Annotated in this window: 11 protein-coding genes; 2 read left to right on the top strand and 9 right to left on the bottom strand. The window is 62.8% G+C overall.

Going from position 1 to position 13,520, the window contains the following annotated elements:
* Nucleotides 1-136: 136 nt before the first annotated feature.
* Entirely contained in the window at nt 137-2,350 is a 2,214-nt protein-coding gene (locus NCR39_RS16095) for a GAF domain-containing protein (protein WP_250453085.1), read from the top strand.
* An 11-nt stretch (nt 2,351-2,361) separates the two neighbouring features.
* On the opposite strand, the gene NCR39_RS16090 is transcribed toward NCR39_RS16095, so the two are convergent.
* From NCR39_RS16090 to NCR39_RS16050, 9 genes are all read right to left on the bottom strand, one after another.
* Nucleotides 2,362-2,886 carry a DUF4142 domain-containing protein gene (locus tag NCR39_RS16090; RefSeq protein WP_250453084.1) on the bottom strand — a complete coding sequence of 175 codons (525 nt, stop codon included), beginning with the start codon at nt 2,884-2,886 and terminating at the stop codon, nt 2,362-2,364.
* A gap of 65 nt (nt 2,887-2,951) precedes the next feature.
* On the bottom strand, nt 2,952-4,466 hold the full coding sequence (locus tag NCR39_RS16085; RefSeq protein WP_250453083.1) for an ATP-binding cassette domain-containing protein: 1,515 nt from the start codon (nt 4,464-4,466) through the stop codon (nt 2,952-2,954).
* A complete protein-coding gene (locus tag NCR39_RS16080; protein WP_250453082.1) occupies nt 4,463-5,389 on the bottom strand; it encodes a branched-chain amino acid ABC transporter permease in 927 nt (308 codons plus the stop codon). Before NCR39_RS16080 ends, NCR39_RS16085 begins: the two co-directional genes overlap by 4 nt.
* Before the next feature lie 2 nt (nt 5,390-5,391).
* The gene (locus NCR39_RS16075) at nt 5,392-6,267 is read right to left on the bottom strand and encodes a branched-chain amino acid ABC transporter permease (protein ID WP_250453081.1); all 876 of its coding nucleotides are present in this window, start codon (nt 6,265-6,267) and stop codon (nt 5,392-5,394) included.
* Nucleotides 6,268-6,373: 106 nt separating this feature from the next.
* Nucleotides 6,374-7,612, bottom strand: coding sequence for an ABC transporter substrate-binding protein (locus tag NCR39_RS16070; protein ID WP_250453080.1), 1,239 nt, complete (start codon nt 7,610-7,612; stop codon nt 6,374-6,376).
* 215 nt (nt 7,613-7,827) lie between these two features.
* Entirely contained in the window at nt 7,828-9,255 is a 1,428-nt protein-coding gene (locus tag NCR39_RS16065; protein WP_250453079.1) for a cytochrome P450, read from the bottom strand.
* Nucleotides 9,256-9,633: 378 nt separating this feature from the next.
* The gene (locus NCR39_RS16060) at nt 9,634-10,956 is read right to left on the bottom strand and encodes an MFS transporter (protein WP_250453078.1); all 1,323 of its coding nucleotides are present in this window, start codon (nt 10,954-10,956) and stop codon (nt 9,634-9,636) included.
* 63 nt (nt 10,957-11,019) lie between these two features.
* Nucleotides 11,020-11,382: a 5-carboxymethyl-2-hydroxymuconate Delta-isomerase gene (locus tag NCR39_RS16055; protein WP_250453077.1), complete on the bottom strand. Its 363-nt coding sequence runs from the start codon at nt 11,380-11,382 to the stop codon at nt 11,020-11,022.
* A 26-nt stretch (nt 11,383-11,408) separates the two neighbouring features.
* Nucleotides 11,409-12,587 (bottom strand): mandelate racemase/muconate lactonizing enzyme family protein, encoded by a 1,179-nt coding sequence (locus NCR39_RS16050; RefSeq protein ID WP_250453076.1) that lies wholly within the window; start codon nt 12,585-12,587, stop codon nt 11,409-11,411.
* Nucleotides 12,588-12,727: 140 nt separating this feature from the next.
* Here NCR39_RS16050 and NCR39_RS16045 point away from each other — a divergent pair, with 140 nt between their 5' ends.
* Nucleotides 12,728-13,477 (top strand): GntR family transcriptional regulator, encoded by a 750-nt coding sequence (locus tag NCR39_RS16045; RefSeq protein WP_250453075.1) that lies wholly within the window; start codon nt 12,728-12,730, stop codon nt 13,475-13,477.
* Nucleotides 13,478-13,520 lie beyond the last annotated feature (43 nt).

Here is a 13,520-nt window from a genome sequence, read left to right as displayed (position 1 = left end):
CCACGCGGGCACGCGACTTGCGCAATGACCTGCTTACGCCATCAAGAACATCGACGGTCGCACTGCCTGATCATCAAAGAGCCCGCGGTCACCGCCTCTTTCAGCGAAGGAGCCCGTGAAACCGCATCGCCATCCAATGAAGAATCCCACGCTCCCAGAAAACGTAGCGAACTGCGATCAGGAACCCATTCATGCGCTCGGTCTCGTGCAGCCGCACGGCGCGCTGCTTTGCTTCGACCGCAACGGCGCGCTGATCGCGCAAAGCGAGAACGCCGCGACGCTGCTCGGGCCGCTGCCCGCGCTGCGAAATGCGCTGTCGGAAGACCATCTCGACCGCTGCGCGCGTCTTGCGATCGACAAGGCGATGGTCGAGCGCAACGAAAGCCTGGAGAGCGTCGAATGCATGGCGCAATCCGGCGAGCGTTTCGATCTCGTCATGCACTGGTCGGGCGATACGCTCGTCGTCGAGTTCGAGCAGGTTCCGCCGGATACGCCGGGCGCATCGCAATTCGCGATGTATTCGCAGCGCGCCATTCAGCGCCTGCAAGCGCGCCAATATGCCAACGTGGCCGACTTGCTGCAGGAGACCGCCGAGGCCATCCGCACGATGACCGGCTTCGACCGCGTGATGGGCTATCGCTTTCTCGGCGACGGAAGCGGCGAAGTCATCGCGGAAGCGCATCGCGACGATCTTTCGCCGTATCTGCATCAGCGCTATCCGGCGAGCGATATTCCCGCGCAGGCGCGGCGTCTCTATCTGCTCAATCCCATTCGACAGATCGCATCTGTAGCGAGCAAGCCGGTGCCGATCGTGCCGAGCATGAATCCTCACACGCACGCCCCGTTCGATTTGAGTCATTCAGTATTGCGAAGCGTTTCTTCGGTGCACATCGAATATCTGAAGAACATGGGCGTGTGCGCGTCGATGAGCGTGTCGATCATCGTCGAAGGCAAGTTGTGGGGCCTGTTCGCGTGTCACCACATGAGCCCGTATCGCGCATCGCATGCGGTGCGGCTTTCGTGCACCGTGCTGACACAGGTGGTGTCCATCCTCGTATCGCAGACCGAGGCGCGGCTGAGTCTGTCGCACGATCATCGCACGCATGAATCCGCGCAACGCATCATGTCGGAGCTTGCGCACGCCGACGATTTCGTATCGGGACTCGTGCGCGCGGGGCCGGCTATCGTCGATCTCGTCGATTGCGACGCGGCGTTCGCCGTTGTCGATCACGAAGTGCTGCCGCTCGGCGGCTCGCGGCTCGTGCATCGCACGGAGCTTTGCGCACTCGCCGCGCATATGATCGACACGCGCACCGACACGCTCGTGACCGACTCATGGCAACGCGATTTCCCCGCTCTCGCGCCGATTCCCTCCGCGAGCGGCGCGGCCGCGGGATGCATGGCGGTTCATGTCGGCGGCGATGCGCCGGTCACGATCGTGTGGCTGCGCGACGAACTCGTCGAAACGATCAACTGGGCCGGGCCGCCGGAGAAGGTCATCGCTCAGGGGCCGAACGGTCCACGGCTCACGCCGCGTGGATCGTTCGAAGTATGGAAGCAGACCGTGACGGGTTCGAGCCGCGAATGGAGCGATGCCGACCAGCGCGCCGCGCGAGAACTGAAGGCGGTCTTGCAGGACGTCGCGCTTCAGCGCATGCGTGAAGCCGAACGCGCCCGCACCACGCTGCTCGCCACGCTCGGCCACGATCTGCGCAATCCGCTGCAGGCCATCAACATGGCGATGCTGCTGATGGGGCGCGGCCTCGCCACGTCGACGGACACCGCGAAGCGCGTGGAAGGTTCGACGCGGCGCATGCAGTCGCTCATCAACTACATACTCGATGTGAGCCGCATTCGTTCGGGTCTGGGTCTGGGCCTGAGCCGCGAGGTCGTCGGCTTGAAGGAAGTGATCGAGAGCACTGTCGAGCAGAATCGGCTCGCGCATCCGGGCGTGACCATCTGCGCGCATGTGACGGATGACATCGGCGATGCGTATATCGATGAAGACCGCTTCAGTCAGGCGCTCACGAATCTCATCAGCAATGCGCGCCAGCATGGCGACATCTCGCATCCGATCGAACTGAACGCGCGCGCCGAAGGTTCGATACAGGTCGTCGAAATCAGCAACCGGCTGCGCGAGCGTCCCGGCACGAGCTTTCAGCGGCTGCTCGATCCGTTCAAGAGCGGCTCGCTCAACAACACGAACAATCGCGGCGGACTGGGGCTTGGGCTTTATATTGCCAACGCCATCATCAAGGGACACGACGCGCAACTCGACGGATACTTCGACGCAACCCATGCGCGCGTGGTCATTCGCCTTGCACGCCTCGCCGAACAGCGCGCGGCGTAACGGCGGCCATTTCATCGTCGGCGCAAGGCCCATTCGAGCCTTTGCGCCTGATCGAGATGCAATATGCAAGCAGGCCGCGACGCAGCCAGCAGCGCCTTGACGTCGGCGCTCGTCGTCGTGCGGATAAAACGCTCGATCGTCGCGATCCATTGCTGATGCCACGCGATTTCGTGCTGCAGATAGGCGAGATCGAAATCGCGGCTTTGCACGTCGTCGAGCGCGGAGAGATCGTCGCGTGTCTGTCTCGCGAGCGCGTCGCTCATCGCGCTGGGGCGCGCCTGCTCATCGAGCCGATCGAGCATGACGGCCACCTGACGATTCACGTCGTCATGCTCGGCAATGAGCCTGCGCGCGTAGCTCTGAACGCTGCGCGATTGAGATCGGCGCAAGGCAAGCTCGCCCGCTGCAACGTCGGCCTGATTCGCGACGATGACGACGCCGACCATTTGCGCATCCGTGAGACGCATATCCTGGCCGTGCGCGCGCAAGCTGCACGCGATCAGCAGCAACGCGAAGAATTGCGATGCGACCTTCATGCTCTGGCCTCGTGAGTACCAGAGGCCAGCGTATCACGCCAAGGACTTCGATGATGTGAGACGCGTTACGCCTTCGCGCGCGACGCCGGCGCCGGTTCCGCCGGCGGCGCTTCGAGGAAGCCGCGCCCCATCTCCTTCTCGAAGCGCGAAGGGCTGCCTTCCCACACGATGCGCGCATGCTCCAGCACATATACCCGGTCCGCATGAGGAAGCGCGAAGGTCACGTTCTGCTCGCCGAGCAGCACGGTGATCGGCGTGGTCTTCTGCATGAGTTCCATCGCCTTCGACAATTGCTCGAGAATCACCGGCGCAAGGCCGAGCGTGGGTTCGTCGAGAATCAGCAGCTTCGGCTGCATCATCAGCGCGCGTGCGATGGCGAGCATCTGCTGTTCGCCGCCGGATAACGTGCGCGCCGTCTGCTTCTCACGCGATTCGAGTATCGGAAAAAGCTCGAAGAGCCACTTGAGCTGATCGGCGCGGACCTTGTCGGCGAGATGATAGCCGCCGAGATCGAGGTTCTCGCGCACGGTCATGTCGCCGAAAAGCTCGCGCGTTTCCGGGCATTGCACGATGCCCCCGCGCGCGATCGCCGCGCCGCTCATGCCCTTCAGTTCCTGCGATCCGTAGCGAATGGTGCCTTCATACGGCACGAGCCCGGAGATGGCATTGAAGAGCGTCGTCTTGCCCGCGCCGTTCAGGCCGACGACCGACACGAACTCGCCTTCGCGCACATGCATGCTGACGCTATCGAGCGCGCGCGCCTTGCCGTACAGCACGCCGACGTTATCGACCTGAAGAATCGGCGGCCTGTTGCTCGCGATTTCTGCGCCGCGCTCTCGTGCCTCGATCTTGCCGCCGAGATACACGCGACGCACGGTCTCGTTGCGCATCACCTCTTCCGCCGTGCCCTCGGCGACATGCTCGCCGAGATACATCGCGAGCACGCGATCGGCGAGCGCCGCCAGGCTCTTCACATTGTGATCGACGAGCAGCACCGCGCGCCCTTCCGCGCGAAAGCCGCGAATGAGATCGGCAAATACTTCGGACTCCGCAGCGGTCAATCCCGCGAACGGTTCGTCAACGAGAACCACGCGCGGATCGCGTGCAATGGCCTTCGCCATCTCCATGCGGCGCAGATCGGCGAAGGGAAGCGTCGCGGGATGACGATGCATCACGCGGGCAAGGCCCACGCGCTCCGCGATCTCCCGCGCGCGACGGTTCACGTGCGGATCGGCGGCGAGCTTGATGAGCGAATCGGGCAGCAACGCGAGCTTGATATGTTCGAGCACCGTTTGACGATGCAACGGCCGCGAGTGCTGAAACACGATGCCCACACCCGCACGCGCGATGCGATGCGGCAGCCAGCCGGCCATCTCGACGCCATCGACCTTGACCGATCCCGCATTGGGCCGCTCGATGCCCATGATGAGCTTCATCACCGTGGATTTGCCCGAGCCGTTCGGCCCGATGAGACCGAGTATCTCGCCGGCCTGTATATCGAAGCCGATGTCCTTCACCGCGACGAGGCCGCCGAAGCGCTTCGTGAGGCCACGCACGGAGAGCAGCGCACTATCGTTCATTCACGCTCCCTCACGCGCAAGAGGTTGCCGAGCAATCCATCCGGAAAGAACAGGATGACCGCGAGCGCGACGGCCGCGACGACGAAGGTGTTGATCTGCCCGAGAGGCCGCAGGAACTCGCCTGCAACGATCAGGAAGATCGAGCCGAGCACCGCGCCGAGTATCGTGCGTCTTCCGCCGAGCACCGCCGCGATGATGATCTGCACGCCGATGCCGATATCGACCACCGTGCTCACCGACGCCGTGCCCTGATAGAACACGAGCATCGCGCCCGCGACGCCCGAGAACAACGCGCTGATGCAAAACGCCGCGAGCTTGTGCTTCACGATGTTGAAGCCGAGCGCCTGCGCGCCGACCGTATCCTGACCGCTTGCCTGCAGAATGAGACCGATGGCCGAGCGCGACAGGCCGAACAGGATGATCGCGCAGACGATCAGGAACACGAGCGCGATCCAGTAGTTCACGCTTGCATCGACGGACATGACATCGGGCACCATCATGCCGATCTCGCCGCCCGTGATGCCCGCGAAAATCACGATCGCGTTTTGCAACAAGAGGACCGCGACCAGCGTGACGAGACCGAAGTACGGTCCTCTTAATCGCAACGCGGGCACCGCGAGCAGCAGGCCGCCGACGAGCGCGACGAGTCCGCCCGCGATCACGCATACGGGTATCGGCGCGGCGGCGTGCGCGTTGAGTATCGCGGCGGAGTATGCGCCGAGACCGATCAGGAATGTCGGCCCGAAATTGACTTCACCCGCGAAGCCGAAGAGCAAGTCCCATGACATCGCGAAGACGCCGAAGTAATACGCCACGGTCAGCACGCCGAGGATGTATCCGGTGAGCCACCACGGCAGCGTCATGGCGACGATCGCGAGCAGCACGGCTGCCCATGTCAGACGCGAACGAACGATGTCTTTCATGATTAGCGCCGTCCGAGAAAGCCTTGCGGCCGCACATACACGACGAGCACGAGCAGCAGCAGCGCGGGCAGCGGCCGCAACGTCGGCGCGATGAGATACGCGGTGACGGTCTCGAGATAGCCGACGACGTAAGCGGCCATCAGCGAGCCGGACACGCTTCCCAATCCGCCCAGCACCACGATGGAAAATGCGCTCGCCGTGAGTTGCCCGGTGTTGTTCGTGCTCACGCCGAGAAACGACGCGAGCAGCACGCCCGCGACGCCGGCCAGCACGCCATAAAGCGTCCACGCAAGCAGATAGATGCGCGAAAGCTCGAAGCCGAGCAGCGTGAGACCGCGCGGATTCATCGACGCCGCGAGCAGCGCCTTGCCCGCTTTCGTGCGATTCACGAAGAGCCACAACAAGCCGATGACGACCCAGCATACGAGCGCGATCATGATCTCGTTGTAAGGCACGCGCACGCCCGCGATGCTCAGCACGCCGGGAATGAGCGGGCGCATCGTGATCGGGTTGTCGGAGAAAAGATAGGCCATGCCCTGCTGGATCATGATGCCCCACAGCAGCGTGCCCGTGAGCACGAAGATCTCTTTCTCTTCACGAGGGATGGCAGCCGAACGCTGAATGGGCCGCACCACCATGAAATAGGTGATGAACGCGGCGATCATTCCGCAGATCACGCCGAGCAGCGTGCCGAGATACGTCCCCAGCCCCGCTTCGCCTGCGAGCGCCCAGCCAAGCAGCGCCGCAACCAGCATGACGCCGCCGTGCGCGAGATTGAGCACGCCGGACACGCCGAAGATCAACGTGAAACCGATCGCGCCGAGCGCATAGAGCGAGCTGATCGCGAAGCCGTCGATCAGTATTTGCAGTGGCAACATAACGGCCCTTCATGTGTCGGTGTCGATGCAAAGGGAAGCGGTCCCCGCCGCTCGCGCGAACGAGCGAGCGAGCGCATCGGGACGCATGCGCTCGCCTTCGACGCGCTCAGTTCGCGGCGGACTGCACCTTCACGAAGGCCGGAAACTTCACCTTCGCGTTCGCCACCGACTTGGGCCAGATCGCCACTTGCTTGCCGTTTTGCCATTGCAGGTTGATGCCGGTGATATAGCCTTCACCGTACTTCAGCGCATGCGTGAACTGATCGTTCTTGCCATAGAACTGCCAGCGCCCGATCGTGCCGACATAGTCGGTCTTTTCGAGCGCATCGACCATCTTGTCGGGATCGGTCGAGCCCTGGTTGCGATGAATCGCATCCGCGATGATGTACACGAGGTCATAGCTCGTGAAGCCGTCATAGGCGGGCGATACCCCGGCGAAGTGGTTCTGATACGAATCGACGAAAGGCACGGTCTTCGGCGTCACCGCGACGCCCGGCGCCGCCGCCGATGCCGTGATGACGCCTTCGGTCGCGCCGTTGGTGTCTTTCCAGAAGCTCGTCGTCGTGGCTTGCGAGCTTTGGCCGGTCATCGGAATGGGCACCTGCTGATCGTGCCATTGCACGGTCGGCTGCACGCCCACGTGACTGATACCCGTGGTGATCGTGTCCGGATGCTTCGCTTCGATCTGGTTGAAGATCGGCGTGAAGTCCGACGTATCCGGATTGAAGCGGATATGGTCCAGCACCTTGAGGCCCGCTTTCGGCAGGCATTCGAGGTAGCGTTCGTCGAGCGGCTTGGTCCACGCGGCGTCCTCGCTCATCACGACGGTCGTCTTCATCTTGAACTCGCCGACGAGCACGTCATGCGAGAAATCGCAGATGGACTGCGCGATGAACGCCGATGTCATCCAGCCGTGGAACGTGTACTTGTAGTTGTTGTAGTCGTCGTGAACGCGCTTGGAGATTTCGTTGCTCGCCGCGCCCGGCGTGATGAACGGCATCTTGAGACGCGCGGACCACGGCTCCATCGCGAGCGCGACTTCGCTGATATAGCTGCCGATGATCGCGACCACCTTGTCCTGGCTCGCCGCGCGCTGGAATGCGCGCACGCCGTCGGACGCCGATGAATGATCGTCATACGCGATGATCTGTATCTGCCGGCCGTCGACGCCGCCCTTCGCGTTGATCTCTTCCGCCGCGAGTTGCGCGGCCTTGCTGATGGAAGCGCCCGCGACCGCGGACTCTTCGCTGATGACGCCGATCTTGATCGGCTCTCCTGCCGCGTGCGCCGCGACCGATAGACTCAGCCCCGCCATTGCCGTACCGGTTGCGATAACCGTACTCATCCCCCGCCACGTCCTGCCCTTTGACATCATCCGTCTCCTCTTTGTAGTCCATCGTGGAGCGACGCCAGCCAGACACATCACGTTCAGCAATTAAGGATCTGCCGACAAACAGTAACACTCGCGTGTCGCGCGCTAAATCAGTAGTTACGATAAAAGACGGTCATGCGGAAATGTCATGAATGCGTAAGGTGTTCGGTGTTTCGCGTCGAACGAGTTCAGCTTCGCGTCATGAGCTTGATAGGCATCCGGTTCGGCACCATCGTGAACGCCGATACTTCCTCGATGCTTTCCGGATCGGCATCCAGTTCGATCTCGAATCGCCTGACCATCATCGATATGACAAGCCGCATTTCCACCGCTGCCAGATAGCGTCCCGGACACACGCGCGGCCCCGCGCCGAACGCCAGATAAGCCTTCTGTTCATGCGGTCCGTTGCCTGCGGTTCGCGGCTGGAGCCAACGTTCCGGCAAGAATGCCTCCGGTTGCCTGAAGTGCGTCGGGTCGAGCATGGCAGGACGCGTGAGATAAAACATGCGCGTGCCGGGCGGTATCAGCACGCCACCGACGTTCACCTCGCTTAGCGGCTCGAATGTCTGTATCGCGGCCACGGGGCGCAAGCGCAGCGCCTCGCTGCACACGGCTTCGCAAAGATCGAGGCCCTTCAGCGCTTCGAAGTCCGGACATATGCTGCTATAACCCATCGTCGCGAACGATTCGTCGAACAAGCGCTTTTGCAGGGACGCATCCGTTGCAATGTACATGAGCGCCCACGCGATGGCGTTCGCTGTCGTATCTTCGCCCGCCACGAGCAACGTCAGCACGTTCGCCGCAATGAGTTCGTCAGTGACTTTCGATGCGTGCTCATCGTGCGCCAATAGCATCGCTTCCAGTAAGTTGCCGGGAGGCGAATCCGGAGAATCGGATAATCGCGTTCGCGCGCGCTCGATTATTCGTTCGATGTACTCATGAATTCGCACCATCGCACGCTCAAGCCGCCTATCCTGCGGAAGCCTCACATAGCGCCAATACGGAAAGAGCGCCGAGACGCGCCGCATCAACGCAGGCGGAATGAGCGCGAGCTGTTCCTGTATGACGCCCCGCTCTTGTTCCAGCGTGTGCGGATCTTCGCCGAACGCGAGCGTGCTCGTTACATCCACTGTGAAGCGTTTGAGTTCGTCGGTCATTTCGAGCGTTCTGCGAGCGGCCGCAGCGTCCTGCAAACGGACGAGAAAACGTTCGGTGATAGCCGCGAGCGTCGGAAAGAACGACTTGATGTTCGATGGAGACAACGCATGCATCACCAGCCGTCGCTGCGGCGCCCATGCCTCGCCTTCCGCGGAAAACAAGCCGTTTCCGCCGAGTTCGGCCATCACGGATTCCATCGGCTCGATGCGTCTGTAGATATGAGGACGCTCGCGCATCACGGTCTGAAAGAGATCGGCTTGCGTCCACACGGTGATCGGAATGGTCCCCAATTGCACGCGATAAGGCGATCCCAAACGCTCGGCCCAATGCTCGAGCGTCAGATGCAGCTTTGCCGGCTTTAACTGGAAAAGATTGCCCAGGAGAGGCAGACCGGGCGGGCACGGAAGATCCCTCAAAGTGCGCAACGTTCCGTTCGCGCCATGCTGAAGGTAGGCCATTACGCACCTCCGTTTTCCAGACGCGATTGGATTCGCGCGCGGCAAGCCTTATAGCAGAGAATAGAGCATATCTCCCGGGCAGCCGCAGTCACACTTGCGCCGAACGTTCGTTTATCTTCTTCAATGATGCTTGAACGTTTCGACCCAGGCGCGCGATTCGTCTTCGCTTGCATATAGACGGAAGGTTCGCGAAGAACGCGAGCAGGCGCACCGAGGTCGGATCGGCGCAATGCAGGTCGTCGAAGATCAGGAACACGGGCTGCCGTCGCGCGGCGTGCGGCCAGAATCGCGTGGTCGCATCGAACCATTCGAAGCGCCTGGGCCGTGTCCAGCATCGCAGGCGCGCGCCCTCGCCCGCGATAAGCAGCAAGCGCTTCGTTACTTGGCTTCGCCTTGTTGCCGCAAGCCCGCGTCGGCGTATTGCGGTTCGCGTTCGGCCCGCGTCCTGGACAACGCAATCGCCACGCCGCCCGCCACCGCCGATACCCCCAGCGCCAGCAGCGACAACTTGTAGTCCGACGACATCGATCGCACGTAGCCCACCACGAGCGGCCCGAGAAATTGCCCGATCAGATTGCCGACGCCGCTCACGAACGCGACGGCGGGCATCGCCTTGCGCATCGGCAGAATCTCGGTGAGACGCGCGAAAACGAGCGGCATCAGCATCTTCAACGTGAAGCCGAGCGCAATGAAGAGCGCGATCTGCAGCCAGAAGAGCGACGCCGGGACGTACGCCGCGCAGATCATCAAGAGACCGGTGAGCATCGTCGGCACGGCGGCGTGCCAGCGGCGTTCCTGGCCGTGACGGTCGGAGCGGCGGCTGATGTAGTAGATGCCGAGCATCGACATCACGAAGGGCGCGCCCGCCAGAAAGCCGATGGTCGTTTCGCCGAGCGTGCCGTACGACTTCAGCACGGTCGGCAGCCACAGCGTCGTGCCGTAAAGCAGAATCGTGTTGAGACCGAAGCCGAGCGTCAGCAGCCACACGGCCGGCTCGCTGAAGATGGTCCACCACGGGTCGCTTTCCGGCTTGGCATAGGCGGCCTGCTCATCCGCCAGATCGCGCTGGATGAACGCGCGGTCTTCGCCGCCGAGCCAGCGCGCGAGGTCGAGACTTTGCGGAATCGCCTTGAACCAGACGATGCAGAAGATCCACGCGGGCAAGCCTTCCGCGATGAGCATCACGCGCCAGTCGTAATGCGAGATCAGCGCGCCGGAAATCGGCCCCGCGAGAAAGCCGCCGAGCGGCGCGCCCAGATTCCAGATGCCGAATGCGCGCCCGCGCTCGGCCTTCATGAACCATTGCGCGAGAAGCATGGACGTGGCCGCATAGACCGGGCCTTCCGCGCAGCCGAGCAGAATGCGCACGGACAGAATCTGCCAGAACGAATGCGCGAAGCCCGTGAGCATCGCTGCGCCGCCGAACAGCACGAGGCAGATCGCGACCAGCCGGCGCGCGCCGAACTTCAGCGCAAGCCATCCGGCGAGCAGTTGCGTGAACGCGTAGCCCCACGCGAACGCGCCGCCGATCCAACCGGCCTGCACCGACGTGAGGCCGAGTTCCTTCGACATGTGCGGCAATGCCATCGCAATGTTCACGCGGTCGAAGTACGACAGCATGTAGACGGCGAACGTCATCGGCAAAACGATCAGCCAGCGATTCCTGCCGACGCCCTGGACCTCTGCTGTAGTGTGGTTCATGGCGGTCTCCTGTTGATTTGTATTGATGTTGCGGCTCGCGAGAAAGAGCGCGGGCCGCGCGCGTCAGAGCGTTTCCTTCACGTACGAGCCGCCGTCCATTTCGACGATCTCCACGCTCAGCTTGACGACCGTGTCCGGCAACCGGCGGCAGCGCGCGCGCAGCACATCCGCAATCAGCGATGCAAGCCGCGCCCGCGTCTGCACGTCGCGTCCGGGCAGCAGGCGCAACTGCGCATGCACGTAGCCGCGCGCATCGTTCGCGGTGCCGACGCGCATCGCCGTGCCGCACACGACGCGCGATTTCAGATCGGCTTCGTCCTTGATCGCGCCGCTTCCGACGAGCGCTTCGTTGAGCGCGGCGAGCAAGGGCGCGTGATCGCTGTCTTCGAAGACGCGCGGCGAATGATCGATGATCAGATGAGGCATGGCGGTCCTTCGTGCGTTCGGGTGCGTTATTGATCCATCGGCGCGCCGTCGATGGTGCGGCGCATCGATACCGGCCGATACAGCGGCTCGCGCAGCGTTTCGACATCGTCGTGCAATTCGACGCCGATGCCCGGCGCATCCGTCACCGTGATGAAGCCCGCTTGCGGCACCGGATGGCTCTTCACGAGATCGGAGCCGAGCAGCTTCTGCCCGGACTTCAGCACGAGGTTCTCGAAGCCGGTCGGATACTCCTGGATGGCGAAGTTCGGCACGGCGGTGGCGACCTGCATGCACGCTGCGAGACTGATCGGCGAGAGCGGATTGTGAGGCGCGATATCGACGTTCTGCGCCTCCGCGAGCGCCGCGATCTTCTTCGCCCCGGTGATGCCGCCGCACACGCACACCGACGTGCGCGCGTAACGCACGCCGCCGCCCGCGAGTTGCATGTGGAATTCGGCGGGCGTCGAGAAGCGCTCGCCCGTTGCGATGGGAACGCGAATCGCGTGGCCGACCGTCGTCATTTGCGGATAGAACTCGGGGCGCAGCGGGTCTTCGAGCCACATCGGCGTGAGCGGTTCCAGCACTTGACCGATCGCGATGGCTTCGGCCGGCGACAAACGCCGATGCATCTCGATCAGCAGATCGACATCCGGGCCGACCGCTTCGCGGAACGCCATCACGCGCTCCTTGGCGTCGCGCACCTTGCCCGCATGCGAGCGGAAATACGCTTCGCCTTCGGGTTCGTCGAGGAACGGGTTGATGTGGCCGACCGCCGTGAAGCCTTCGCCGCGCAGACGCCGGCAATCGGCGAGCACCTCTTCCAGCGTCTCGGCATACACGTGGCCGTACACGCGCAGCTTGTCGCGGTAAGCGCCGCCGAGCAATTGCCACACGGGCGCCTGCAGGCGCTTGCCGAGCAAGTCCCACAATGCGATATCGATGGCCGACACCGCCGCGTTCACCGCCGTGCCGCGAAAGTGCGAGAAGCGCTGCATCACGTTCCAGTGCAGTTCGATCTGATTCGCATCCTGACCGACGAGATACTTGCCGAACTTTTCGAGCGCCGCCTTCGCCGCTTCGATATGCCCCCACGATCCCGCTTCGCCGTAGCCGGTGAGACCGGCTTCGGTGCGGATGCGTGCATAGAGGAACTGGCCGATGTGCAGTGCTTCGACTGAGGTGATGCGATGGACGTTTCGATTCATGAAGGGTCTCGACAGCGTGAAAGTCGTGTCGCGGACGGGCAAGCCGGCCTGCGAGCGTCGAGATGAACTTTATGAAGAAGTCGAGGACTTGGGAATCAAATTCTATAGAGTTGCTTCTACATTCTGTATAGAATTCGCGCATGGACTCTCTCGACTTAAGCCCGGCTTTCGTGCGCCTTGCACGACATATTCGCGAACGTATCGTCGGTGGCGAATGGCTGCCGGGGCAATTGCTGCCGGGCGAAGAGGCGCTCGCCAAAGAATTGAAAGTCAGCGTGGGCACCGTTCGCAAGGCATTCGACGTATTGAGCGGACAAGGTCTGGTCACGCGGCATCGCGGGCGCGGCACCTTCGTCGCGCGCGCCACCAATGAGCGCGCGTTCACGAGCTTCTTTCGTCTCGTCGATCGAGCAAGCGGCGCGAAGCGCCTTCCCGTCGATACCATCCTGCTGCGCGAACGCAGCACCGCCAATGCCGACGAATGCGCGGCGCTGAAGCTCGCTGCGGGATCGCTGGTTTATCGCTTGCGGCGGCGGCGCGCAATCGACGACATTCCGCTCGTCGTCGAGACCATCGCGTTTCCTTACGCGCGCGTCGGCGAACGCGAATGGGGCGACGATTGCGCGAGCGCGCATCTCGTCTATTCGTTCCTCGAACAGCAATGCGGTGTATCGGTGAGCCGCGTGGAAGACCGGCTGCAGGCGTGTCTCCTGCCAGATGACATCGCGGAGGACTTCGGCTTGCCTGCCGGACATCCGGTGTTGCTATCCATTCGAACGGCGTTCGACTTGCGCGGCGCGCCCGTGGAGTATCGTCGTTCATGGATGGTCACGGATACGCAGGACTATTTGAGCGAACTGCGCTGGGTCGCGGGCGACGACGGCCCCTGACCATTTAGTTAGGCATCCGATTTATTTGAAACGCGTGATGCCC

The sequence above is a fragment of the Caballeronia sp. ATUFL_M2_KS44 genome, assembly GCF_023630965.1.
Taxonomy (GTDB): Bacteria; Pseudomonadota; Gammaproteobacteria; order Burkholderiales; family Burkholderiaceae; genus Caballeronia; species Caballeronia concitans.
Note: the sequence above shows the minus strand (reverse complement) of the source record. Positions and strands in the feature narration are given on the sequence as shown.

Excerpts from the sequence above, each read along its gene's own strand:
- NCR39_RS16095 (WP_250453085.1), top strand. The coding sequence starts at position 137 with ATGAAGAATCCCACGCTCCCAGAAAACGTAGCGAACTGCGATCAGGAA.
- NCR39_RS16090 (WP_250453084.1), bottom strand. The coding sequence starts at position 2,886 with ATGAAGGTCGCATCGCAATTCTTCGCGTTGCTGCTGATCGCGTGCAGC.
- NCR39_RS16085 (WP_250453083.1), bottom strand. The coding sequence starts at position 4,466 with ATGAACGATAGTGCGCTGCTCTCCGTGCGTGGCCTCACGAAGCGCTTC.
- NCR39_RS16080 (WP_250453082.1), bottom strand. The coding sequence starts at position 5,389 with ATGAAAGACATCGTTCGTTCGCGTCTGACATGGGCAGCCGTGCTGCTC.
- NCR39_RS16075 (WP_250453081.1), bottom strand. The coding sequence starts at position 6,267 with ATGTTGCCACTGCAAATACTGATCGACGGCTTCGCGATCAGCTCGCTC.
- NCR39_RS16070 (WP_250453080.1), bottom strand. The coding sequence starts at position 7,612 with ATGAGTACGGTTATCGCAACCGGTACGGCAATGGCGGGGCTGAGTCTA.
- NCR39_RS16065 (WP_250453079.1), bottom strand. The coding sequence starts at position 9,255 with ATGGCCTACCTTCAGCATGGCGCGAACGGAACGTTGCGCACTTTGAGG.
- NCR39_RS16060 (WP_250453078.1), bottom strand. The coding sequence starts at position 10,956 with ATGAACCACACTACAGCAGAGGTCCAGGGCGTCGGCAGGAATCGCTGG.
- NCR39_RS16055 (WP_250453077.1), bottom strand. The coding sequence starts at position 11,382 with ATGCCTCATCTGATCATCGATCATTCGCCGCGCGTCTTCGAAGACAGC.
- NCR39_RS16050 (WP_250453076.1), bottom strand. The coding sequence starts at position 12,587 with ATGAATCGAAACGTCCATCGCATCACCTCAGTCGAAGCACTGCACATC.
- NCR39_RS16045 (WP_250453075.1), top strand. The coding sequence starts at position 12,728 with ATGGACTCTCTCGACTTAAGCCCGGCTTTCGTGCGCCTTGCACGACAT.